Source organism: Bacillus oleivorans (assembly GCF_900207585.1).
Classification (GTDB): domain Bacteria; phylum Bacillota; class Bacilli; order Bacillales; family JC228; genus Bacillus_BF; species Bacillus_BF oleivorans.
The window spans coordinates 173,080-198,402 of sequence record NZ_OAOP01000005.1; the positions used below are offsets into that span (position 1 = coordinate 173,080).

Below are 25,323 nucleotides of genomic sequence, written 5' to 3' on the forward strand. Positions count from 1 at the left end.
GTTTTCGATAAAGTAAATCAGCTGTTATTCTCTGGATTCGATTAGGAAAAACTGGAGAAAAGCAGGAAAACAAGAATCATTTGGTGAAAGAAATTATGGAGATATAAAAGAAGGGAGAAAAAATCATGAAGGTTTCGTATCATGGACACGCGGTTGTTAAAGTTGATGCAGATGAAAAAGTGATTTTAATCGACCCATTTATTAACGGGAATGGTCTAACAGATCTAAATGTAGAAAACGAAGCACCTGATGTCATATTGCTAACACATGGTCACGGAGACCACATTGGCGATACCGTGGAACTGGCTAAAAAGAAAAATGCTCTTGTTATCGCGAATAATGAAATCGCCAATTACTTAAGCTGGCAAGGTTTGAATGTGCATGCCATGCATATCGGCGGCAAGTATCAGTTTGATTTCGGAACAGTTATGCTTACCCAGGCTTTCCATGGATCGGCGATGATAACTGAAGATCAGCAGATTATTTATTTGGGTATGCCTGCAGGAATTCTTTTAACCATAAAAGGAAAGACCATATATCATGCAGGGGACACGGGTCTTTTCTCTGATATGAAGTTAATCGGGGAACGTCATCCAATTGATCTTGCCTTTCTTCCGATTGGTGACAACTTTACAATGGGACCTGAGGATGCAGCTTATGCGGCAGAGTTATTAAAGGCAAAAATGGCAGTACCGATTCACTACAATACGTTCCCGCCTATTAAGCAAGATCCTTATGCATTTGTTAAATTATTAAAAGATAAAAATGGGTTGGTTATGAACCCTGGTGATTCGATAGAATTATAAACTTCTACCCTGCTCCTTGTCCGCATAGAATATAAAGAAAAAGGAGGAGGGGGATCATGAAAAACCGCTATTTACTGCAGCTTTTATTATGTGGCGTGATGCTGTATTATGCGATCCCGCGCTTAGATGTGTATGCAAGCGGAGCCGAAGGGATTTTTGCCATCAGCTGGGTGGTCTTTGCCCTTTTGGTTCTGTCAGGCAGTTTACTTGGGTTACTGTATTCGCCAAAAACGGATTTAAGGCAAAAAAAGGCTGATCAGCATTCAAATAAAATCACAAAAAAGAAATCAGTCCGGTCGTATTCTTAGTACTCCTCGTAAAATGAGGAGTTTTACTTTTTTGGTAAAAACCTAATTACTGCCGAACTACTGGAAAGTTTCGTTCCTAAGTTTAAAAACTAAATTGAATCAGCTGCTGGTAAATTCTATAATAAGCATAAGGAAACGATAGTAGGTGAAGCGGTTGTTAACGAAGCACGAGCAAATTTTACAATATATACAAGATCTTCCCGTAGGAGAGAAAATTTCGGTACGTAAAATAGCAAAAGATTTAAAGGTAAGTGAGGGTACAGCTTATCGGGCGATTAAGGATGCTGAAAATCAGGGAATTGTCAGCACAATTGAACGGGTTGGTACAATTCGGATTGAAAAAAAGAAAAAAGAGAATATTGAAAGGCTGACCTTTGCGGAAGTCGTCAATATCGTTGATGGACAAGTCTTAGGCGGGAAAGCGGGATTACATAAAACATTAACAAAGTTTGTTATTGGCGCTATGAAGCTTGAAGCGATGATGCGCTATACGGGTGCTGGTAATTTACTGATTGTCGGAAATAGGGTAAAAGCACATGAACTTGCTTTAAAAGCAGGAGCTGCGGTTCTCGTTACAGGCGGATTTGATACGGAAGAAAGTGTAAAAAAATTAGCAGATGAACTAGAACTTCCTGTCATTTCTACTAGTTATGATACTTTTACTGTTGCCTCTATGATTAATCGTGCCATCTACGATCAATTAATCAAAAAGGAAATTTTAACAGTTGAAGATATACTGACGCCATTAGATGAAACGTATTATCTGCATGTGGAAGACCGGGTGTCGGAATGGCATGCAAATAATCAAACCTCCCTCCACAGCCGATTTCCTGTTGTAGACGATCAAAGAAGAGTAGTTGGGGTGGTGACAGCCAAGGATGTCATCGGAAAGGATCCAATAATCTTAATCGAAAAGATTATGACCAAGCACCCGATGACAACAAATATAAAAACGAGTGTGGCATCTGTCGCCCATACAATGATCTGGGAAGGGATTGAAATGCTTCCCATCGTCGATGATTATCACAAGCTCGTCGGGATAATTAGCCGTCAGGATGTATTAAAAGCCCTCCAAGTCACACAGAGACAGCCTCAGGTCGGAGAAACGATCGAAGATTTAATTGGGAGCCGCTTTCATGTGGTGAAAGATCAAGAATTATATCAATTTGAAGTAACACCGCAAATGACCAATTCACTTGGGACCGTCTCTTATGGTGTTTTTACATCGATTGTGACGGAAAGTGCCAATAGGGTTTTAAAAAATAGCAAAAAAAGCGACCTCGTCGTCGAAAATATGACTCTCTATTTCTTAAAGCCGATTCAGCTTGATAGTGTATTAACTATTACTCCTAAAGTATTGGAATCGGGAAGAAAATTTGGGAAAGTGGATATCGAAGTATTTAATGAAGGAGTTTTAGTTGGAAAGGCCCTGCTCATGTGTCAGCTGATTGATCGGTAATATAATAATTAAAAAGGCTGTTTTCGCATAAATTGGTTTTTTAATGGAGCCAAACATGTCCGTTCCATTTCGCTCCAGACACAAGATTCCCCGGGGAGGTGGCCTGAGCCTCCTCGGCTTTGCCTGCAGGGTCTAGAGGCCTCACTCTTCTTCCCGCAGGACAAGGAAGGCTTCGGCAGCATAAACATCGCACGAAGAAAATGCGAATGCATTTTATGAGGACTCAAGTGTCTTCAGCTACATTCTTTAAATAATATATTCAGGTAGCAAAAATCTTTTCGAAAACAGCCATTAAAAAAGAAGCTTCTGTTTCTGAAGCTTCTTTTAGGGAAACATTTTTTACTTTTGAAGCTGCTCTGCTTCTTTAATAGCAAGCGGCAGATAATATTTATACATTTTATAACCGCCAATAATTGATAACAAACCGACGATTAAAAAGATTGCGGCAATCACATAAGTAACTGTCTCTTTGGGATAGAGGAATACCTGATTGATCCCAAATAGAAGTACAAACGAACCAAGGCAAATGCTGCTTTTCCCAGAGATCCATTTTTTCTCAATCGGACGCTGGCTCCGGACTTGTTTCACCTTAAAATAAACATAAAAAGCTAATGCAAAAATAATTAAAATGACCAATACAGGCATTTTGTATAAACCTCCTAACCTAAAGCTGCACTTTTATTTTACATGTGCCGGAAATAAGAATGCAATGAATAGAAGGTTTTTATCGACAAATTTTTGAACAAGCTGTGAAAATAAAGGGGGACTTATTCGTGATTGACAAAATCTTGGATGCCATCGAAAAATATGAAACCATTGTTATACATCGCCATGTACGGCCAGACCCGGATGCATACGGATCACAAGGTGGATTAGCTGAGATTTTGAAAGCAAGCTATCCAGATAAAAAGGTGTATACGGTTGGGGATGATGAGCCAACTCTTCATTTTCTGAGGCAGATGGACATCATAAATGATGACATTTACAAAAACTCACTAGTGATCGTTTGTGATACGGCTAATACCGAAAGAGTAAGTGACCAGCGATATTCAACAGGTGACATGCTTATAAAAATTGATCACCATCCGAATGAGGATCCATACGGAGATATCATGTGGGTCGATACCACTGCCAGTTCGGTCAGTGAAATGATCTATGAATTTTATATAACAGCACAAGAACATGGATTGAAGATGACAGATGAAGCAGCAAGATTACTTTATGCAGGGATTGTTGGCGATACAGGTAGATTTCTTTATCCCAGCACAACCGAAAAGACATTTGCTTATGCAAGTGAGCTAATTCATTATTCTTTCTCACGAACCAATCTTTATAATCAGCTCTATGAAACCCCGTTAAAAGTTGTGAAGCTTCAGGGGTTTATTCTCCAAGAATTTGAGCTATTAGATTACGGGGCAGCATCGATTCAAATCTCAAAAGAGACACTGAAAAAATTCGATTTAACTCCAGCAGAAGCATCAAGCCTGGTAAGCTCTTTAGGAAATATTGCTGGAATCGTTGCCTGGGTATTTTTTATTGAAGAAGAGGACCAAATTAGAGTCCGTTTCCGGTCAAAGGGACCAGTTATCAATAGCATTGCCAAAAAATACAACGGCGGCGGTCATCCATTAGCAGCAGGTGCATCGATTTATAGCTGGGAAGCCGCTGAATTAGTCCTGCATGATTTGCTTTTGGCCTGCAAAATTTATGCGAAAACAGAACAAATCACTGATTAAAAATGAAGGGGTCTGCCCCCACAAAATTTTGTGAGACAGACCCTTTAATTATTATGCAAGGTCAATGGTTACTTCAATATAAAGCGTTGTGTATAAAAACAGTTGATTTAAATGAAGCTTGTATTTTTTATTATCGACTTGGAATACCTTGGTTTCGATTGCTTTTTTTAAGAGGTCTTTGCTTTCGTATACCGTCCCCAGTTTTTTAGCCTTTAACACATTTAAATGTTCCTCAAGCAAACTGATGATTTTCTTTTCCTGGAGCGGGGATAAATCTAGCTTTTTATTACTGATCAGTTTAATTTCAATCTCTTCTACGGTTAATTCTTTCTCTAGTTCTTCATTCGCTTTTTGGTATTCTCCTTGCCAGTATTCTAAATTATCATTTAGTTTTTCAATTTTAGCGGTCTGTTCTTCAATAATGATTGATTGCCTTTCTTGGATCGTACCGAACATATAGAGAAAAACCATCCAGCTGATGACTCCGCCTAATGCCATTCCGCCGAGAAACCGCTGCCACGAAGGAATCCGATAAAAGGGAGGGATCCTCATCCTTTGATTTCCCCTTGTGTGAGCCATGTGATTAAAGAAAAGCCAACCTGAGCCCCCCATAGGGCTGACAGGATAAAAAGAAACTGTTTGAATAAAACCTTTGTATCCCCGTCCATCAATCCTTTTTCCAAACTATACACGGTATCAAATGTTCCGCCGATGGCAGCGATAATCGCCCATATCCGCAAATTAGCCGAGAGTTCATAGGTTTCAGTAAGCATTGGTTTATTGGTCATAAATGCTGCAAATCCGCCCAAAATTGAACCTCCAACAATAACCCCAAAGGCAATGAAAAACGCTTTAAATATAGAAAAGAAAAAAGTTTCCTGCAGCATTTAACCACTCCTGTCTCACTAGGTAAGAGTAAATTCCTATTCTATACATCTTATGGGGCAAGCCCGCTTAATATGAATTGGCATGTTTTCAATTGTCCGAAAGGAAGGATATAATGGAAAATAAGTACAATCGAACGGTAAATAACAAGAGGAGTGGAAATATGTCATTTGTCCATCTCTATGTAAAAAGTGCGTATAGCCTGCTGCAAAGCTCATTATCCATAGAGAGCTTAGTAAAAGAAGCTAAAGCTAAAGGCTATTCTGCGATAGCATTAACAGACCATCATGTTATGTATGGAGTTTTTCCATTTTATAAAGAATGTCTGAAACAAGGCATCAAACCGATAATTGGACTTACCGTTGAAGTTGAACAGGATCATCAGCAAACTAGAACAGTCGTATTATTGGCCAAAAGTTTTACAGGCTATCAATCTTTAGTAAAAATTTCATCAGCGATTCAAACCCAATCGTCCCATCGATTACCCCTTAAATGGTTAAGAGCCTATAATCAGGAGGTAATCGGAATTTTGGCAGAATTGCCAGTACAGACATCTAATGAAAATCAGAAGAAATTGGATTATAAAGCAATTACGACTGTCAAAAACTGTTTTGAACCATCTTCGTTTTTCGTTGGTATTAGGAACGAAGATTTATTAATTCACGCAAATGCTGTTAAAGAATGTTTTTCTAACCAAATCGAATGTGTGGCGATACAGCCTGTCCACTATGGAAACGAGGAAGATGCTTTTGTATATCGCTGTTTGTCTGCGATCAGGGATGGAGTTAAGCTTTCAGAACAAGGTGATAACTTAGCATGGACAGAAGGGCGCGATTTAAAGTCTAAAGCTGAGATGGTTGAATTGTTCGAAGCCTATCCGAATTTGCTGGAGAACTCGGTGCGAATTGCGTCCCATTGTCAGATCGAATTTAAAGAACCGACTACTCGTCTGCCAAAATACCCAGTTCCAGCCGGGCAGACTTCAGAAGATTTTCTCCGCGATTTATGTTTAGAAGGACTTGAAAAGAGGGGCATGCATCAGAACGGAACTTACCATGAACGCCTGAAATATGAATTGAACATTATTCAAGAGCTAGGCTTTAGCGACTATTTTTTAATTGTCTGGGACTTTATAAAATATTCTCATGAGAACAACATTTTAACGGGACCGGGAAGAGGATCGGCGGCAGGTTCGCTTGTGTCATATGTGCTTTTTATTACAGATGTAGATCCGCTTGAACATGGCTTATTGTTTGAACGGTTTCTTAATCCAGAAAGGATTACAATGCCTGATATTGATATTGATTTCCCTGACCATAAACGTGAGCAAGTAATCGACTATGTAGTAAAAAAATATGGAAGAACCCGCGTAGCGCAAATTATTACATTTGGTACGTTTGCCGCCAAAGCTGCACTGCGGGATGTAGCAAGAATTTTTGGATTATCCGGCGGAGAGCTAGAGCAATTGTCGAGATGGATTTCCAGTTCTTCCTCTCTGCAAGAGGCTTTCGAACGATCAGAAGCGTTACGAAAATGGGTCGAAGCGAAACCGCTTCATAAAAAGTTATTTCGAACAGCTCAGAAAATTGAAGGGTTGCCAAGACATACATCTACACATGCAGCAGGAGTGGTGATGTCTGAATTTCCGCTGACCGAATTAGTTCCTTTGCAAGGGAGTCTTGAAGAAGCCTATCTAACTCAGTACCCAATGGAGATTTTAGAAGAGCTGGGCCTTTTGAAAATGGACTTTTTAGGACTTAGAAACTTGACGATTTTAGAAATGATCTTAGAGTCGATTAAGCAGTCGTCTGGGAAAAACTTAAGTTTAAAAGAGATTCCACCTAACGATCCCAAAACGTTTCAGCTGTTAGCAGATGGGAAAACTTCAGGCATTTTCCAATTGGAGAGCGATGGGATGAGAAGTGTTCTCCAGCGTTTAAAACCTACTAGTTTTGAAGATATTGTTGCCGTCAATGCATTGTACCGGCCAGGTCCAATGGAAAACATCCCGACTTTTATTGCCCGAAAACATGGAAAAGAACCGATTGAATTTTGGCATGAGGATGTAGAAGATATTTTAAAGCCAACCTATGGTGTTTTAGTGTATCAGGAACAGATTATGCAGGTCGCCTCGGAAATGGCGGGATTTTCACTTGGAGAGGCTGATTTATTAAGACGGGCTGTCGGTAAGAAAAAGAAAGAAGTGCTTGACCAAGAAAGAGAACACTTTGTAAACGGAGCGATCCGAAAGGGATATGATACAGACACAGCTAACCAAGTTTACGATTTGATTGTAAGATTTGCCAATTATGGATTTAATAAAAGTCATGCCGTCGCCTATAGTTTAATTGCGTATCAGCTTAGCTTTTTAAAAACACATTATCCATTAGCTTTCATTGCCGCTTTATTGACATCGGTAATCGGAAATGAAGATAAAACAAAGCAATATATAACAGAGTTAAAGGAGATGGGCTATACCATTTACCCGCCTTCTATTCATAAGAGCGGGTATACCTATCTTGTGGAAAAAGAGGGTCTTCGCTTTCCGATTTCGGCGATTAAAGGGGTCGGAGCAGCAGCTGTTAGAGAAATTTTTCAAGTTCGAAAAAGCAAGAAAATCCAAGATTTCTTTGATCTCATTCTGCATGTATCTCCGAAAGCTGTTAACCGTAAAACGATTGAGTGTCTGATTTATGCCGGAGCATTGGATGAATTTAAGCAAACACGGGCGACTCTTTTGGCATCCATTGATTCTGCCTATGAGTATGTCAGTCTTGTAAAGCCAAATGAAGATGAAATGGATTTATTTCATGAAGAAGCAGAACTATTAAAACCAAATTATCAAGTGATGGAAGAAATGCCGGTCGAAGCAATTTTAGATAACGAAAAAAGAGTCCTTGGTTTATTTCTTTCTCATCACCCTGTCTCTCCTTTACAGACTGAGCTTGTCCAATTAGGGATTAAACCATTAGCTGCATTAAAAAATGGAGACCACCATGTGAGAGTTGGAGTATTTGTTTCAGGTGTACGTGTGATTCGCACAAAAAAAGGAGAAGTCATGGCATTTCTAACGATTAGTGATGAGTCCGGGGAAATGGATGCAGTGTTATTTCCTAGTGCGTATAAAAGGTATTCTGGTCATGTGAAAGAAGGAAATATCTTATTAGCAATCGGAAATGTTGACGAAAGAGCAGGAAAGCAGCAATTGATAGTGAATGAATTATATAAGAAAGAAGAATGGGACACTATTCAAAATAAACTTCCTACGCTCTTTATTCATGTATTAAACAAAGAACAACTATGGGAACTAAAGACTATTTTACTAAAACACAAAGGAAGCATACCTGTCATTTTGATTTATTCAAACCCTAAGAAAACAATTCGGTTAAAACGGGATTATTGGATTTCACCAAGTTCCAAAGCCTTGCAGGAAATCAAGGATCTCGTTGGACAAGAACAGGTGATTTTAAAAAGTTGAATCTTTACAAGAAGTATAGAATCGTTTATTGTTTTAAATATCACGTGGTCAGACCACCGCACTTTTACGATCTTTATTGACAGGCAGCTTCTATTATTGAAGGAGTGGAAATCGTTGACGTTAAGAGAAGAAGCTTTACATATGCATCGGATTCATAAGGGAAAGTTAGAATCAAAGTCAAAAGTTCCCGTTCGTAATGCAAAGGATTTAAGCCTTGCATATTCCCCTGGTGTTGCAGAACCATGTAAAGTTATATATGACAAGCCTGAAACGGTTTACGATTATACAATGAAAGGCAACATGGTTGCGGTTGTTTCCGATGGGACAGCTGTATTGGGTCTGGGCAATATTGGTCCTGAGGCAGCACTGCCTGTTATGGAAGGAAAGGCGGTTCTATTTAAAAGTTTTGCTGGTGTTGATGCCTTTCCAATCTGTTTGAATACAACAGATGTAGATAAGATTGTGGAAACTGTCAAATTACTCGAGCCAACCTTTGGCGGAGTGAATCTAGAAGATATTGCTGCTCCCAATTGTTTTGAAATTGAAGAAAGATTAAAAAAGGAAACAAATATTCCTGTCTTCCATGATGACCAGCATGGGACAGCGATTGTAACGGCAGCAGGACTTGTGAATGCTCTAAAGCTAGTAAATAAAAAAATGTCAGAAATTAAAGTGGTCGCAAACGGAGCGGGTGCCGCCGGAATCGCGATTATAAAACTTCTTTATCAATTTGGAGTACGCGACATTATTATGTGTGATTCAAAAGGTGCGATTTATGAAAATCGTTCATATGGAATGAATGATATTAAAGCTGAAGTAGCGAAATTCACGAATCGAAATAGAGAAGAAGGAAAATTACAAGATGTGATAAAAGGTGCTGATGTATTTATCGGAGTATCGGTTGCCGGATCATTAACAAGAGAAATGGTCGAGACCATGAATAACAACTCGATTATATTCGCAATGGCTAACCCGGTTCCAGAGATTATGCCAGAAGAAGCAAAGCTGGCAGGAGCAACTGTTATCGGAACAGGCCGTTCTGATTTTCCAAATCAAGTTAACAATGTATTGGCCTTTCCAGGCATATTCAGAGGTGCTCTTGATGTAAGAGCAACCCATATCAATGAAGAGATGAAGGTAGCTGCCGTTCACGCGATTGCTGATTTAATTTCAGAGGATGAGCTAAGTGCTGATTATGTTATTCCTGCTCCTTTTGATAAAAGAGTGGCTCCAGCTGTTGCCGGGGCAGTTGCAAAAGCTGCAATGGAAACAGGAGTGGCCCGGCTTAAGGTTGACCCGGAAGAAGTTCGTCTTCGTACAGAGCAACTTTCGTTAATTGGGAAAAGTGAGTGAGGGGACCTGTGATAAATAATGCGGCTACAAAGGTATATATTGAAATTGTAGAACGTCTCCGAGACATGATCGCTAAAGATGGGTTGGGCTCGGGCGACCGCATTCCTTCAGAAAGAGAGCTTTCTGAAACGTTAGGGTATGGTCGCTCTAGTGTAAGAGAAGCACTCCGAGCATTAGAACTTTTAGGATTAATTGAAACTCGCCGGGGTGAAGGGACGTTTATTAAAGATTTTCAAGAACATCAGCTTGTAGAGCTTTTAGGAACATTTATCTTACAGGGTCAAAAAGTCAGAAGCGACGCTTTGGAATCGAAAGCAATGATTGAAAAGAACTGTATTGAACTTCTTTTTTTAAAAGGGCGGGAAAAGCTGCTTTCCAATTTACTAGAAAATGAAAATGTAAGTTTCAATGAAATAATGGTAAAAATTGTAGAAGGTGCTGATAATCGTCTGTTAAAAAAGATTTGGAAAATATTATCTGAGTACATCTCATCTTTCCACCAGGAAGACATTAATCAGGATCATGTGAAGTCCTTTGTTCAAGCACTTATCCATTCTGATCAGAAAGCGGCTTTAGCAGCATTTGATCAAATGCGTAATTTGTCGAAGTAAAGGTGACAAAATAAACCAACATTTTTGGACATCATTTAGTACAGTCAAGTATAGGAGATTTGGACAAGTTCTAAATAGACCAAAGGTATTGTCGGCTTTAAAACAAGGAGGTTACACCTTGCTAAAAGATATTTTTTCAAAACAAAAAAAGAGGAAATATGCAACAATCCCTTCGGAAGCAGCAAAGCATGACGTTCCGGAAGGGATTATGACTAAATGCCCCTCTTGTAAAAAAATCATGTTTTCAAAAGAATTGGCTAAAAATGAAAAAGTCTGTATGGAATGTGGCTATCATTTTCCTATGTCTGCATTCGAAAGGGTTGAAAGTCTGCTTGATGAAAATAGCTTTACCGAATATGATCAAGATTTAGTTTCTGAAAATCCGCTAGGTTTTCCTGGCTATATTGAAAAACTAGAAAAGGATCAGCAAAAGACAAAATTAAATGAAGCGGTCTTAACGGGAACAGGAACTATTTCAAGTTTTCCAATTTCCTTAGCTATTATGGACTCTGGTTTTCGAATGGGAAGCATGGGTTCGGTAGTGGGTGAAAAGATTACCCGAGCCATCGAAAGAGCGAGAGCAGAAAAGATTCCTTTCATCATATTTACTGCTTCCGGCGGAGCAAGAATGCAAGAGGGCATCTTAAGTTTAATGCAGATGGCGAAAACAAGTGCAGCGTTAAAAGCATTTAGCGAGGATGGCGGACTTTTTATCTCGGTTATGACTCATCCTACAACAGGAGGAGTATCAGCTAGTTTTGCTTCATTAGGAGACTATAATTTTGCTGAACCGGGTGCATTAATAGGCTTTGCCGGCCGAAGAATTATCGAACAAACCATCCGCGAGGAGCTCCCTGATGACTTTCAAACAGCCGAGTTCCTGTTAAAGCATGGACAGCTGGATGCTGTTATTTCCAGACTTGAATTAAAAGAAAAGCTAACCCAAGTTCTAGATATACATTGTGGAAGGAGGGAGCTTGAATGGTTGGAGAACTAGAATTTGAGCGTCCGATTAAAGAACTTAAAAACAAAATTAAAGAGCTTAAATCTTTTACAGAAAAATCGGATGTTGACTTGTCAGATGAAATAGCCAAGCTTGAAACAAGGTTGCTGAAGCTTGAAGACGATATTTACAGCCGTTTAAGTCCCTGGAACCGTGTCCAGATTGCCAGACATCCAGAACGTCCAACTACATTGGATTATATTTCTTTATTATTTCAAGACTTCTTTGAGTGCCATGGTGACAGGCTTTATGGTGATGATGCTGCGATTGTTGGTGGAATTGCCACGTTTCATGGTCTTCCTGTCACCATTATTGGGGAACAAAGAGGAAGAGATACGAAAGAGAATATCCGCCGAAATTTTGGTATGCCCCATCCGGAAGGCTACCGTAAAGCTCTGCGTTTGATGAAACAGGCTGAAAAATTCAATCGACCTGTAATTAGTTTTATTGATACTAAAGGAGCTTATCCAGGAAAGGCAGCCGAGGAAAGGGGTCAAAGTGAAGCAATTGCCAGAAATTTATTTGAAATGGCTGGCCTCAAAACACCTATTATTTGCGTTGTTATAGGCGAAGGTGCAAGTGGCGGAGCCCTTGCTATTGGTGTAGGAAACCATATTCACATGCTCGAGAATTCGTGGTATTCCGTAATTTCCCCTGAAGGAGCTGCCTCTATTCTTTGGAAAGATGCGGGGCTTGCTCAGAAAGCAGCAGAATCTATGAAAATTACCGCACCTGATGTAAAAGAACTAGACATTATTGATCAAATTATTCCAGAGGTTCGCGGCGGTGCACACCATGATATAAAGCAGCAAGCCGAAGCAATTGATAAAGTTCTAATGCAATCTATTCGTGAATTATATAAATTATCTGCTGCGGAATTAGTATCTCAGCGTTATGAAAAATATAAAAAAATGGGTGCATTTCATTCTGCAAATCCAATCCTAAGTGAAACCCCTGTAAAAGCATAACTTTATATTTTGAGGCAAGGTCTGGGCAACCAGACCTCTCTTTTTGCTTGGAGAAGAATTTTATGCGCTTTCAATTCACAAATTATTATGTGAATTTTTTCGATCGCTTTAATTTATTGAGAACAAAACGACTTCGTGTTATGTTTAAAATATTATTAGTCTATACTACATAAGTGTTTAGTTTGTAAACCTTTTGTTTTAAAACATGAATTTAATAGGAAAAAGTAAAACTGATTAAAAAAACTAAAGAAATCAGTTGGCATTTTTAGGAATAGAGGGTATAGAACAAAAGGCAAGAACTATTGGATCAGCAAAAATATGTATTATCTTTTTATATAAAAAATGGGGTGAAAACAGACATGAAACGTATCGGTGTTTTGACAAGCGGAGGAGATGCTCCAGGAATGAATGCTGCGATTCGTGCGGTTGTTCGTAAAGCTATTTACCATGAGATGGAGGTCTATGGGATTTATCAAGGGTACTCCGGACTAATCAATGGGAATATAAAAAAATTAGAGCTTGGTTCAGTTGGTGATATTATTCAGCGTGGCGGTACCATGCTTTACTCTGCACGGTGTGAAGAATTTAAGACTAAAGAGGGTCAGGCCAAAGGCATTGAGCAGCTAAAAAAACATGGGATTGAAGGTTTGGTTGTCATTGGCGGAGACGGTTCCTACCGTGGTGCTAAAGCTTTAACCGAGCAAGGTTTTCCTTGTGTTGGAGTTCCAGGTACAATCGATAATGACATTCCGGGAACTGAATATACAATTGGATTTGATACAGCCATTAATACAGTCATTAATGCTATAGACCGAATTCGTGATACAGCAACGTCTCATGAGCGTACTTTTATTGTGGAAGTAATGGGAAGAGATGCCGGGGATATTGCACTATGGACGGGTCTTGCCGGGGGTGCTGAAACCATCTTGATCCCCGAAGAAAAGTTTGAAATGAAAGAAATCATTAAAAGACTGGAAAGAGGACAGGAAAGAGGAAAGAAACACAGTATTATCATCATTGCCGAAGGCGTGTGCAGTGCTGTAGAGTTTGCAAGTCAGTTAAAAGAAATGGCGAATTTAGAAACACGCGTGTCTGTTTTGGGTCACATTCAAAGAGGAGGCTCACCTACTGCGTTTGATCGGGTATTAGCTAGCAGACTTGGTTCTAGAGCCGTTGAGCTATTAATGGAGGGAAAAGGCGGCAGGGCTGTCGGAATTGAGCGGAACCAGCTAGTCGATTATGATATTATCGAGATTCTTTCCAAGCCGCATAAAGTAAATATGGACATGTACAAATTGTCAACGGAACTTTCAATTTAGTGTCCTTTGATTTTAGGAGGAAGTAAGATGCGAAAAACAAAAATAGTATGTACAATTGGGCCAGCCAGTGAAAGTATTGAAAAGCTAACACAATTGATAGAAGCTGGAATGAATGTAGCAAGATTAAATTTTTCCCATGGTGATTTCGAAGAGCATGGACAAAGAATTCAAAATATCCGAGAAGCGGCTAAAGCGACAGGAAAGAAAGTTGCGATTCTTTTAGATACAAAAGGGCCAGAAATCCGGACACATAATATGAAAGATGGTGCCATCGAGTTAAAAACTGGAGAAAAAACGATTGTTGCTATGACAGAAGTAGAAGGCACTCCAGAAAAATTTTCAGTTACCTACGCAGGACTTATTGATGATGTTCACGCGGGGTCGAAAATACTGCTGGACGATGGATTAATAGGTCTTGAGGTTATCGAGATTGACCGTGCGAATGGTGAAATACTTACAAAGGTATTAAATAATGGGACCTTAAAGAATAAAAAAGGTGTGAATGTTCCAGGTGTTTCGGTTAATCTGCCCGGTATTACAGAAAAAGATGCAAACGACATTATTTTTGGAATTGAGCAGGGGATTGACTTTATTGCCGCTTCTTTTGTGCGCAGAGCATCCGACGTGATTGAGATCCGACGGTTATTAGAAGAGAAACACGCAGGTCACATCCATATCATTCCTAAGATAGAAAACCAAGAGGGCGTCGATAATATTGATGAAATTCTTGAGGTTTCAGATGGTCTGATGGTAGCCAGGGGGGATCTCGGCGTAGAAATCCCAGCTGAAGAAGTACCTCTTGTTCAAAAAGAACTAATCCGAAAATGTAATGCACAAGGAAAACCAGTTATTACGGCGACGCAAATGTTAGATTCGATGCAGCGAAATCCGAGACCAACAAGAGCTGAAGCGAGCGATGTCGCTAATGCGATTTTTGACGGGACAGACGCTATTATGCTTTCAGGTGAAACAGCAGCCGGACAATATCCGGTAGAAGCCGTTCTGACCATGCATAATATTGCTTCCCGGACTGAGCAAGCATTATCTCATAAAGAAATCTTACAAAACCGCAGTAAAGATACAGGGCATAACATTACAGATGCGATCGGTCAGTCTGTCGCCCATACGGCGTTAAACCTGGATGTCAATGCAATTATTACGCCTACTGAAAGCGGCCATACAGCCCGGATGATTTCGAAGTACCGTCCTAAATCACCGATTGTGGCTGTATCCAGTTCTGAGCAAGTTGTTAGACAATTATCTTTAGTTTGGGGTGTTTACCCTGAGCTTGGCCAAAGAGCGAAAACAACAGATGAAATGCTATCTATTTCGGTTCAGGAAAGTTTAAATAGCGGTATTGTAAAGCATGGAGACTTAGTGGTGATTACAGCAGGAGTTCCAGTTGGAGAAGCAGGAACTACAAATCTAATGAAAATCCATGTAGTTGGTGATATCCTTGGCAAGGGACAAGGACTTGGCAGAAAAACAGCATTTGGTAAAGCCGTAGTCGCCAAAAACAGCCAAGAAGCATTGGCAAAGGTGACAGAGGGTTCCATTTTAGTCACCTTTAACACAGACAAAGACATGGTTCCAGCGATGGAAAAGTGTGCTGCTGTCGTAGCGGAGGAAGGCGGCTTAACAAGTCATGCAGCAGTTGTATGTCTGAATATAGGCATTCCAGTCATCGTGGGTGTTGAAAATGCTACATCTCTTTTAAGGGATGGACAAGATATAACGGTGGACGGCACAAGAGGCGTTATTTACAACGGCCATGCCAGTGTATTGTAAAAGAGGAGGAAACTCCTCTTTTTTGCTTTATAATTTGGATAAGCCTCATATACTAGAATAAATTAATTTGTAAAGGTAGTGGATGAACGTGCGCTTCTTAGTACCTTTTCTTATTATTGTACCTGCTTTAGAAATTGCTTTATTTTTGTTGTCCGGTCAACTGATTGGAATATGGTGGACCTTGTTTTTCATCTTCTTTACTGGAGTGGCGGGAGCATTTATTGCTAAAAAACAAGGCTTAAAAACCGTTGAAAAGTTAAAACTAGAACTTCGGTCAGGTCAAATTCCTCAGGGGCCGATAATGGATAGTTTCTGTATATTGATTGGTGGTGTGCTGATTTTAACTCCTGGATTTATTACTGATTCACTGGGGCTATCCTTACTTTTGCCTGTCACACGAGTATTCTGGAAGAGGAAAGCCAAGCAATGGTTTCGAAAATGGATCGATGATAGTGATATTATTATTATGCGATAGTATTTTTACACTCAAAATTTTACAAACAAACAAAACGGAGCTTATTCTCATATGAGAGTGCTCCGTTTTTATATTTTTATAGATTCGTCTTTACCTTTTATATAGTCCCACAATTCTTTAAAGATGCCTGTTCTTTGAAGTGTATTAACCATAACTAGAATGATCGGACCGAGAATTAGTCCTAAAAAACCGATTATTTGAAATCCCATAAACAAGGCGATTAGCGTGGCAAGCGGATCGAGACCAATGCTTGATGATAGAATTTTTGGCTCCATTAGCTGTCTTTGGACTACGACTACGACATATAAAACAATTAAGCCTACTCCAAGGTTTGGATTCCCGCCAACCAATTCAAAAATAATCCAGGGAACAAAGATTAAGCCAGTACCGAGATATGGCAGGATGTCGACCATTCCAATGATTAATGCAATCGTGATGGCATAATCGACCCGTAAAATTAATAGACCAATAAGAACAATAACTGTAGTAATTGAAATAAGGGTGGCCTGTGCCCGAATAAAGCCACCTAACGCTTTTTGCAGGTCTGAAAAAATATTTTTGCCGCTTTCTTTCGCTTTTCTTGGCAAAAGCTTAGCAAACAATGCTTTGAACTTGTCCCAATCTTTACTGATAAAAAAAGTGGAAAGCAAGGAAAACACAAGAACCGTTGCTGCATTAGGAAACCATGTCAGAATGGAAGGAATAGATTCTAATACATTCGTGATAAAAGAACTGACGGAATCAGCAATTTTAGTTCCGACATTCTCAATGTTGGTTATGATCGTTTGCTGCTGATTAGCATCGAGACTATTAAAATAATCGGTTAGCAGGTTTATTAAGGGTATAATTTGTGAAGCTAATAAATGTTCCAAATAATCAATCGTAATTTGAAGATGACGCGGAACTACGTCTGCCAAATATGTGGTGCCAGAAATAATTTCAGTGATCAGAAGCATGAGGAGCCCGATAAACATACTAAAGAAAAGCAGTAATGTCAGAAAGACGGCTAAGCCCCTCGGCAGTTTAGCTTTCCGGTGCAAAAAATTTACAAATGGATTTATACAAAAAGCGATGATCATTCCAATAATAAAAGGGTACGTATACTGTGAAATATAAAAGAAAAGGATGGTCCCTAAAATAACAGCTCCTGCTACGAAAAAAAAACGAATGGTACGGAATAAAAAGATGGGATTCAAACTGATTTTCCCCCTTTATATGGTAATTCACACCTAATCTATTTTTGACATAGACCAATATAGAATCCAAAGCATGAAACTATTTTGAAAAGCGGAGATGAATGACAATGGTTCAATCGCTTATTTTTTTAACATTATTGTTAATATTAGGCTTTATCTCTAAAAACACTTCTCTCATAGCAGCTGTCCTTGTACTATATGTATTTGCAATCTTTGCAAGTGATTCCAAACTTTTATCCATCATTCAAAATAAAGGGATTAATTGGGGGGTGACGGTAATAACAATAGCTGTGTTAGCTCCCATTGCATCTGGTCAGATTGGATTTAAGGACTTGTACCAAATTACTCAATCAGCAAGCGCATGGATTGCGCTCATATCCGGGCTATTAGTGGCAGTCATCGCCAAAAGCGGCTTAACATTACTCGCAGCAGAACCAGAAATTACGACTGCACTTGTTATGGGAACAATCATAGCTGTTGCTTTCCTAAAGGGGGTTGCAGTTGGTCCACTTATAGGAGCCGGAATTGCTTACATGATTTTAGCTATATACCAGTGGATGAAGGGAATAGGCGGAGTGTAATCGTTTTCACGAGATTGTTTTTTCAATAAAATAATTTTGTTTATGATTTTTAAGTCATAATCATTTCCAAATCCGAAAAAAATGTTTATAATAATTTTTGTAAGCGTATCCCAAATAAGAATGTTTACTTTTTCACACTTTCCAAATTTCGAATGAATTTTGGACAAGGGAAAAATGAGCTTAATTTTTTTCCATTTTATCAACCTTTCTATTAGAATAAACATGGGAAGGTTTTTATTCTGTTTTTAACCAGCATGTTTTATTTAGAGAGATGTAGAATCGCAGAACTCTGCCAAATTTACTTTTCTTATTATTTAAAAAGGAGATGTTCATATGACAGTTGCAAAGGGTCTAGAGGGTGTAGTAGCCACTTCATCAGCAATCAGCTCGATTATTGATGATACTCTTACATACGCTGGCTATAATATCGATGACCTCGCAGAAAATGCCAGCTTCGAGGAAATTATTTATTTATTATGGCATGGAAAACTTCCAACACAAACTGAGTTAAACGAGTTAAAGAAACAACTTTCTGAAAATTCTTCACTTCCAAAAGAAGTTTTAGATCATTTTAAAATGTATCCGATTAAGGATGTCCATCCAATGGCTGCACTTAGAAGTGCTGTTTCCTTACTTGGACTATATGACGAAGAAGCAGATGTGATGACTGATGAAGCCAATTATCGCAAAGCAATTCGTCTTCAGGCAAAAATGCCTGCTATTGTAGCTGCATTTGCCAGAGTGCGTAAAGGCTTAGAACCAGTTGAACCAAGAAGTGACTTAAGCTTTGCTGCTAATTTCTTATACATGCTAAATGGGGCAGAACCAGAAGCTGTTGCAGTAGAAGCGATTGATAAAGCGTTAATCCTCCATGCGGACCACGAATTGAATGCGTCAACATTTACTGCTCGTGTTTGTGTTGCGACGCTATCTGATATTTATTCTGGTGTAACAGCAGCGATCGGTGCCTTAAAAGGACCTCTACACGGCGGAGCTAATGAACAGGTAATGAAAATGTTAACTGAAATTGGTTCACTTGACCGTGTTGAAAGCTATATTCGTGAAAAGCTTGCGAATAAAGAAAAAATTATGGGCTTTGGACACCGTGTTTACAGAAAAGGAGACCCTCGTGCTAAGCATTTGCGAGAAATGTCCCGCCGCTTAACTGAATTAACTGGTGAACCGCACTGGTATGAAATGTCTACTAAAATTGAGGAAATCGTTACATCCGAAAAAGCACTTCCGCCAAATGTTGATTTCTATTCTGCTTCTGTTTATCACAGCTTAGGAATCGATCACGATTTGTTCACTCCAATTTTTGCAGTGAGCCGTGTATCTGGCTGGTTAGCACATATTCTTGAACAATACGCTAACAACCGCTTAATCCGTCCGCGTGCTGAGTATACAGGCCCAGGAATGCAAAAATATATTCCGATTAATGAAAGAGCGTAATTACAGATAAATTCATTAAGTCTTTTAAAATAGTTTGTGCTGCATTGAACGTAAAGATAAATGAACGTATAATCTAATGAGACCGTCCAAGAAGTTATTGCTCCTCTTTCCCTGTTAAAGGGAGAATGGACGTCTTGCATGGACAGTCTCTTTGATTTTCGAAAACGGAGGGAAAAGAAGATGACTCAAGGTGAAAAAATCTCGGTTCAAAATGGTGTTTTAAATGTTCCGAACAACCCGATTGTTCCATTTATTGAGGGAGATGGAACGGGTCCAGATATCTGGGCAGCTGCTTCTCGTGTTATTGATGCTGCCGTAGAAAAAGCTTATAACGGCGAAAGAAAAATTGTTTGGAAAGAAGTTCTTGCAGGTGAAAAGGCGTTTAATCAAACAGGAGAATGGCTGCCTTCTGAAACACTTGATGAGATCAGTGAGTACCTGATTGCTATTAAAGGTCCGCTAACGACTCCAATCGGCGGTGGAATTCGTTCTTTAAACGTTGCGCTTCGCCAGGAATTAGATTTATTTGTATGTTTACGACCAGTACGTTGGTTTGAAGGAGTTCCTTCACCAGTGAAACGTCCGCAAGATACAGATATGGTTATTTTCCGTGAAAACACAGAGGATATCTATGCTGGTATTGAATACGCCAAAGGTTCTGCAGAAGTGAAAAAAGTAATTGACTTCCTTCAAAACGAAATGGGCGTTAAAAAGATTCGTTTCCCTGAAACATCTGGTATTGGTATTAAACCAGTGTCAGAAGAAGGAACAACACGGTTAGTACGTGCTGCGATTAACTACGCGATTAAAGAAGGCCGTAAATCTGTAACGCTTGTACATAAAGGGAACATTATGAAGTTTACAGAAGGTGCTTTCAAAAACTGGGGTTATGAAGTAGCAGAAAAAGAATTTGGCGACAAAGTTTTTACTTGGAACCAATACGATCAAATTAAAGAAGCTGAAGGCGCTGAAGCGGCTAATAAAGCGCAGGCAGAAGCCGAAGCTGCAGGAAAAATCATAGTAAAAGATGCAATTGCTGATATCTTCTTGCAACAAATCTTAACTCGTCCAAAAGAGTTTGATGTTGTAGCTACAATGAACCTTAATGGTGACTACATTTCCGATGCATTAGCTGCACAAGTGGGCGGAATTGGTATTGCACCAGGTGCCAACATCAACTATGAAACTGGTCATGCAATTTTTGAAGCTACTCATGGAACAGCTCCTAAATATGCTGGTCTTGATAAAGTAAACCCATCGTCTGTTATTCTGTCTGGTGTCCTAATGCTTGAACACCTTGGCTGGAATGAAGCAGCTAATCTTATTACTAAATCTATTGAAAAGACAATTGCTTCTAAAGTTGTAACGTACGACTTTGCCCGTCTAATGGAGGGTGCAACAGAAGTTAAATGTTCAGAATTTGGGACTGCATTAATCGAAAATATGGGTAAATAAGAAATAAAACAAGCCGTCCGTTTTTTGCGGACGGTTTACATACGATATCACACAAGAAGGAGGAAAAATCATGGCAATTAAGCGTAAAAAAATTTCCGTTATTGGTGCAGGTTTTACAGGTGCTACCACAGCATTTATTTTAGCCCAAAAGGAATTGGGAGATATTGTATTAGTTGATATCCCTCAAGCGGAAAACCCTACAAAAGGAAAAGCTTTAGACATGTTAGAAGCTGGTCCGGTTCAGGGATTTGACGCAAATATTATCGGTACTTCTAACTATGAAGATACAAAAGATTCCGATGTTGTAGTAATTACTGCAGGCATTGCTAGAAAGCCTGGAATGAGCCGTGATGACTTAGTTCAGACAAACCAAAAGGTTATGAAAGCTGTAACACAAGAGGTTGTTAAACATTCTCCAAATTGTTTCATCGTTGTTTTAACAAACCCAGTTGATGCAATGACATACACTGTGTTCAAAGAGTCTGGTTTCCCTAAACACCGCGTAATCGGGCAATCTGGTGTTCTTGACACAGCAAGATTCCGTACATTTGTTGCACAAGAGCTTAACTTATCTGTTAAAGACGTAACAGGATTCGTACTTGGCGGACACGGTGATGACATGGTTCCTCTTGTCCGTTATTCCTATGCAGGCGGTATTCCATTAGAAAAATTAATTCCTCAAGATCGCCTAGAAGCAATTGTACAACGCACACGTACAGGCGGCGGAGAAATCGTCAACTTACTAGGTAACGGCAGTGCGTATTACGCTCCTGCAGCTTCTCTCGTAGAAATGGTAGAAGCCATTGTAAAAGATCAAAGAAGAGTGCTTCCAGCGATTGCCTACCTTGAAGGTGAATATGGTTATGAAGGTATTTACCTAGGGGTTCCAACCGTTTTAGGCGGAAATGGAATTGAGAAAATAATTGAGCTAGATTTAACGAACGAAGAAAAAGCAGCACTTGATAAATCTGTTGAATCTGTCAAAAATGTAATGAGTATATTAGCGTAATTTTAAAAATGGGAGCTATAGGTTAGCTCCTTTTTTTTATATCGATTCCACCGGAAAAGTCCCTTAACACTGAATCTTAGACATATTTTTATAATGTTCTCGGTTCGTGATAATATAATGATAAGGATAAGTAGGATTACCATAATGAACGCGTAAACACACTTAAACCCTAATTTTCCCATGGGAGGAATCGTAAATGCTGCTGGGGAAGAAGAGAAAAATAGGAAGAACGGTTGAAGAAATTTCGGTAGGGGAAAGATTATCGCTAACAGAAAAAATCGAGGATAAAGATTTATTACTTTACTTAGGATTAACCAATGATGCTAACCCCTTATACATTCAACACGACTATGCAGCACAAACTCCTTTTAAAAAGCCGATCGTACCTGCGATTATGCTTTCAGGCATCGTGATGGCAGCAGTGACCAAACATATTCCTGGTCCCGGCAGCCATATTCTGAAGCATGAAATGGAGTTTCACAAGCCCGTTTATCATTATGAAACCGTTCACTTCTCTTTTGAAGTGAAAAAGGTGGAGACAAAAGAACAAACGGTTACAATCGCAGTTGAGGGAACAGATGAAGAGAATCAACCAGTTTTATCGGGTATATTAGTAGTAATACCGCCATCTTCAGTAATTAAGATAGAGGAAGATGCACCAGATTTATTTTAACATTGGTTCTATTTTCTTATATCCAGTATAATAGATTACATAAAGAGAAAAAGGCTCTTGGATAGGGGATTAAAATCAGTAGGAGGGCCAAATGAGCAAAAAAATTTTGGTAGTAGATGATGAACAATCCATTGTTACATTATTACAGTACAATCTAGAGCAGGCTGGTTTTGAGGTCATTACGGCTATGGATGGAGAAGAAGGGAAAGACTTAGCCATTAGTGAAAAACCGGATTTTATTATTTTGGATTTGATGCTTCCAAAATTGGATGGAATAGAAGTATGTAAGATTTTACGGCAATCAAAATTAATGATCCCTATTCTCATGTTAACAGCAAAAGACGAAGAGTTTGATAAAGTATTAGGTCTTGAACTCGGTGCAGATGACTACATGACTAAACCATTTAGCCCGAGAGAAGTGGTGGCTCGTGTAAAAGCGATTTTTAGGCGTACGCAATACAGTGATTTGCAGTCAAAACAGCAAGAGGATGAGGAAGAAAATTATAAAATTGGGGAACTGGTAGTTTATCCTGAACTTTACGAAGCCTATTTTAACGGGACTTTATTGGAATTAACGCCAAAAGAATTTGAATTGCTTTTATATCTGTGCCGGCATAAAGGAAGGGTTTTAACTAGAGATCAGCTTCTCAGCGCAGTTTGGAATTATGATTTTGCTGGGGATACTAGAATTGTCGATGTCCATATCAGTCATTTGCGGGAAAAAATTGAACAAAACACGAAGAAGCCGACGTACATTAAAACAATACGGGGCTTGGGCTATAAGTTAGAGGAGCCAAAGAGCGAATGACTAGGTTTCGTTCCAGGCTCCTTTTTGCCTTTATATCGTTAATCACATTTGTGTTTTTAGCCTTGGGACTCATATTAGGTCAGCTTTTTAACCGATATTATTTAGATAGTTTTTATAACAAGATTGAAATGGAAACTAAATTTATTGCCGAGCTTCTGTTCGAGCAAAACAAACTTGGTGAACCTTACACAGTGATAGAGCGGATTGGCGAGGAAACAGAGTCCAGAATTACCGTTTTAAATGGAAACGGAAAAATCTTGTATGACAGTGATGAAGAAACCGCCCCCTTAGTAAGACATTCAGAAATATTGGAGGAAATCATCCTTGAAAGCCGTACAGACAATAATGGGACGGTTGAGGTTGCTGGGGGATATAATGTTTTTTATTATTGGGAAAAAACGAATTTAAGCAATGGGCAAGATCAGATCATTGTATTGAGTACCCAAATTGATAATTTAAACCAGGTTAACAATCAAATGTGGTGGGTTTTAATCATAAGCTTCGGATTGTCTCTTACCTTAATCATTTTATTGTTTACTAAAATCACAAACCGTTTTACAAAGCCTATTGAAGCTGCTACTTCCACTGCTATTGAGCTGGCAAAGGGGAACTACCGGGTACGAACGTATGAGGATGGATTCGATGAGATTGGCAGTTTAAATACGTCGATTAATATATTGGCCCGAAATCTTCAGGAAACGATTGAAACCAATCAGATGCAGCAGGAACGTCTCTCAACTCTGATTGAAAATATGGGAAGCGGATTAGTGCTTATTGATGAAAAAGGGAAAATCAGCTTGGTCAACAAAGTATATCGGAAATGGTTTCATGTTGATCCCTCCCAATTCCTATATAAACATTATTATGAGGTCATGTCGTCGGATGAACTGCACCGGCAAATTGAAGACATTTTTATGCTGGAAAACCCGATTAGCCGACAGATTCAAATTCATCACTCACTTGAGAGAAAACATTATGAAGTACTGGGAGCACCAATAGTCGGAAGTGATCATGAATGGAAGGGAATTGTCCTCGTATTTCATGATATTACCGAATTAAAGAAACTGGAACAAATGCGAAAAGACTTTGTTGCCAATGTGTCTCATGAATTAAAGACACCGATTACGTCGATCAAAGGATTTTCCGAAACATTACTTGATGGTGCGATGAATGACAAGGCAACGTTAGAGAATTTCTTGAAAATTATTCAAAAGGAAAGTGACAGGCTCCAGTCATTAGTGCAGGATTTGTTAGAGCTGTCAAGGATCGAACAAGCTGATTTTACGTTAAATATGCAAACAGTTCATATAAGGGAGCTTGTTGATGATGCAATTGCGATTCTTCAGCCTAAAGCCGAAAGCAGAGATATTCAGCTCCAATCGGATATAAAGGTGGAGCAAAATAGAATTATGGCCGATCCATTTCGAATTAAACAAATCATCATTAACTTAGTTAATAATGCGCTGACCTATACACAAGCTAAGGGGTTGGTAAAAGTAGAAGTTTATGAGAAAGATAAGTGGATCATCCTTCAAGTAAAGGACACAGGGATCGGAATTGAAAAGAATGAAATAACAAGAATTTTTGAAAGGTTTTATCGGGTTGATAAGGCGAGATCGAGGAACTCCGGCGGTACGGGTTTGGGACTGGCGATCGTAAAACATTTAGTTGAGGCCCACAAAGGGAAAATAGAGGTAGAAAGCAAAGTTGGAGAAGGGACTGCTTTTACTATTTATTTGCCGAAATCGTAAATAAAAGGACAACTTTACATTTAATTAACAGGCGATTTATTTTTCCTTAATAATGAATCGGTAATATAATTAGTGAAAACCCCTTCATCCAAGGAGCTTTTAGAAGACGGAATCCCCTTTTCCGTCTTCCCCTTTTCAAAGTAAGTAAAATCAATCATATAAGATAGAACCTATCTCATTTAAAACTATTTTGTTTACTGATTGTACGT

The 25,323-nt window shown here is 39.1% G+C and carries 23 protein-coding genes; 19 read left to right on the forward strand and 4 right to left on the reverse strand.

What is annotated here, in order from left to right:
- Window positions 1-125: 125 nt before the first annotated feature.
- From CRO56_RS12720 to CRO56_RS12730, 3 genes are all read left to right on the forward strand, one after another.
- On the forward strand, window positions 126-806 hold the full coding sequence (locus CRO56_RS12720; protein WP_097158991.1) for a metal-dependent hydrolase: 681 nt from the start codon (window positions 126-128) through the stop codon (window positions 804-806).
- A 56-nt stretch (window positions 807-862) separates the two neighbouring features.
- Window positions 863-1,114: a hypothetical protein gene (locus tag CRO56_RS12725; protein ID WP_245855861.1), complete on the forward strand. Its 252-nt coding sequence runs from the start codon at window positions 863-865 to the stop codon at window positions 1,112-1,114.
- A gap of 154 nt (window positions 1,115-1,268) precedes the next feature.
- Entirely contained in the window at window positions 1,269-2,573 is a 1,305-nt protein-coding gene (locus CRO56_RS12730; protein WP_097158993.1) for a CBS domain-containing protein, read from the forward strand.
- A gap of 339 nt (window positions 2,574-2,912) precedes the next feature.
- Here the strand turns inward: CRO56_RS12730 and CRO56_RS12735 are convergent, their stop codons facing one another.
- Window positions 2,913-3,218: a YtpI family protein gene (locus CRO56_RS12735; RefSeq protein ID WP_097158994.1), complete on the reverse strand. Its 306-nt coding sequence runs from the start codon at window positions 3,216-3,218 to the stop codon at window positions 2,913-2,915.
- A 128-nt stretch (window positions 3,219-3,346) separates the two neighbouring features.
- Between CRO56_RS12735 and CRO56_RS12740 the strand changes: the two genes are divergently transcribed.
- Complete coding sequence (locus tag CRO56_RS12740; protein WP_097158995.1) at window positions 3,347-4,309, forward strand: DHH family phosphoesterase; 963 nt, start codon at window positions 3,347-3,349, stop codon at window positions 4,307-4,309.
- Window positions 4,310-4,360: 51 nt separating this feature from the next.
- Here the strand turns inward: CRO56_RS12740 and ytrI are convergent, their stop codons facing one another.
- Together ytrI and CRO56_RS12750 are read right to left on the reverse strand one after the other, a co-directional pair.
- A complete protein-coding gene (gene ytrI / locus CRO56_RS12745) occupies window positions 4,361-4,861 on the reverse strand; it encodes a sporulation membrane protein YtrI (protein WP_097158996.1) in 501 nt (166 codons plus the stop codon).
- Entirely contained in the window at window positions 4,858-5,196 is a 339-nt protein-coding gene (locus CRO56_RS12750; RefSeq protein ID WP_097158997.1) for a YtrH family sporulation protein, read from the reverse strand. Before CRO56_RS12750 ends, ytrI begins: the two co-directional genes overlap by 4 nt.
- A gap of 161 nt (window positions 5,197-5,357) precedes the next feature.
- Between CRO56_RS12750 and dnaE the strand changes: the two genes are divergently transcribed.
- The 8 genes from dnaE (at window position 5,358) to CRO56_RS12790 (ending at window position 16,189) form a co-directional block, all read left to right on the forward strand.
- Window positions 5,358-8,672 carry a DNA polymerase III subunit alpha gene (gene dnaE, locus CRO56_RS12755; RefSeq protein WP_097158998.1) on the forward strand — a complete coding sequence of 1,105 codons (3,315 nt, stop codon included), beginning with the start codon at window positions 5,358-5,360 and terminating at the stop codon, window positions 8,670-8,672.
- A 114-nt stretch (window positions 8,673-8,786) separates the two neighbouring features.
- Window positions 8,787-10,025 (forward strand): NADP-dependent malic enzyme, encoded by a 1,239-nt coding sequence (ystJ, locus tag CRO56_RS12760; RefSeq protein WP_097158999.1) that lies wholly within the window; start codon window positions 8,787-8,789, stop codon window positions 10,023-10,025.
- Window positions 10,026-10,033: 8 nt separating this feature from the next.
- Complete coding sequence (locus CRO56_RS12765) at window positions 10,034-10,636, forward strand: FadR/GntR family transcriptional regulator (protein WP_245855870.1); 603 nt, start codon at window positions 10,034-10,036, stop codon at window positions 10,634-10,636.
- 118 nt (window positions 10,637-10,754) lie between these two features.
- A complete protein-coding gene (accD, locus tag CRO56_RS12770) occupies window positions 10,755-11,633 on the forward strand; it encodes an acetyl-CoA carboxylase, carboxyltransferase subunit beta (protein ID WP_097159000.1) in 879 nt (292 codons plus the stop codon).
- Window positions 11,618-12,607, forward strand: coding sequence for an acetyl-CoA carboxylase carboxyl transferase subunit alpha (gene accA, locus CRO56_RS12775; RefSeq protein WP_097159001.1), 990 nt, complete (start codon window positions 11,618-11,620; stop codon window positions 12,605-12,607). Before accD ends, accA begins: the two co-directional genes overlap by 16 nt.
- Before the next feature lie 359 nt (window positions 12,608-12,966).
- Window positions 12,967-13,926, forward strand: a complete 960-nt coding sequence (pfkA, locus tag CRO56_RS12780; protein ID WP_097159176.1) for a 6-phosphofructokinase — start codon at window positions 12,967-12,969, stop codon at window positions 13,924-13,926.
- Window positions 13,927-13,953: 27 nt separating this feature from the next.
- The gene (pyk, locus tag CRO56_RS12785; RefSeq protein ID WP_097159002.1) at window positions 13,954-15,714 is read left to right on the forward strand and encodes a pyruvate kinase; all 1,761 of its coding nucleotides are present in this window, start codon (window positions 13,954-13,956) and stop codon (window positions 15,712-15,714) included.
- 82 nt (window positions 15,715-15,796) lie between these two features.
- Entirely contained in the window at window positions 15,797-16,189 is a 393-nt protein-coding gene (locus CRO56_RS12790; RefSeq protein ID WP_245855871.1) for an FxsA family protein, read from the forward strand.
- A 68-nt stretch (window positions 16,190-16,257) separates the two neighbouring features.
- On the opposite strand, the gene ytvI is transcribed toward CRO56_RS12790, so the two are convergent.
- Window positions 16,258-17,385 (reverse strand): sporulation integral membrane protein YtvI, encoded by a 1,128-nt coding sequence (gene ytvI, locus CRO56_RS12795; RefSeq protein ID WP_097159004.1) that lies wholly within the window; start codon window positions 17,383-17,385, stop codon window positions 16,258-16,260.
- 107 nt (window positions 17,386-17,492) lie between these two features.
- Here ytvI and CRO56_RS12800 point away from each other — a divergent pair, with 107 nt between their 5' ends.
- The 7 genes from CRO56_RS12800 (at window position 17,493) to pnpS (ending at window position 25,114) form a co-directional block, all read left to right on the forward strand.
- Window positions 17,493-17,966 (forward strand): DUF441 domain-containing protein, encoded by a 474-nt coding sequence (locus tag CRO56_RS12800; RefSeq protein WP_097159005.1) that lies wholly within the window; start codon window positions 17,493-17,495, stop codon window positions 17,964-17,966.
- Between the two features lie 333 nt (window positions 17,967-18,299).
- Entirely contained in the window at window positions 18,300-19,418 is a 1,119-nt protein-coding gene (gene citZ, locus CRO56_RS12805) for a citrate synthase (RefSeq protein WP_097159006.1), read from the forward strand.
- Between the two features lie 180 nt (window positions 19,419-19,598).
- The gene (gene icd / locus CRO56_RS12810; protein ID WP_097159007.1) at window positions 19,599-20,873 is read left to right on the forward strand and encodes an NADP-dependent isocitrate dehydrogenase; all 1,275 of its coding nucleotides are present in this window, start codon (window positions 19,599-19,601) and stop codon (window positions 20,871-20,873) included.
- Between the two features lie 70 nt (window positions 20,874-20,943).
- The gene (gene mdh / locus CRO56_RS12815; RefSeq protein ID WP_097159008.1) at window positions 20,944-21,882 is read left to right on the forward strand and encodes a malate dehydrogenase; all 939 of its coding nucleotides are present in this window, start codon (window positions 20,944-20,946) and stop codon (window positions 21,880-21,882) included.
- Window positions 21,883-22,078: 196 nt separating this feature from the next.
- A complete protein-coding gene (locus CRO56_RS12820) occupies window positions 22,079-22,555 on the forward strand; it encodes a MaoC family dehydratase (protein ID WP_097159009.1) in 477 nt (158 codons plus the stop codon).
- 91 nt (window positions 22,556-22,646) lie between these two features.
- Entirely contained in the window at window positions 22,647-23,363 is a 717-nt protein-coding gene (locus CRO56_RS12825; RefSeq protein ID WP_097159010.1) for a response regulator transcription factor, read from the forward strand.
- The gene (pnpS, locus tag CRO56_RS12830; RefSeq protein ID WP_097159011.1) at window positions 23,360-25,114 is read left to right on the forward strand and encodes a two-component system histidine kinase PnpS; all 1,755 of its coding nucleotides are present in this window, start codon (window positions 23,360-23,362) and stop codon (window positions 25,112-25,114) included. Before CRO56_RS12825 ends, pnpS begins: the two co-directional genes overlap by 4 nt.
- Window positions 25,115-25,323 lie beyond the last annotated feature (209 nt).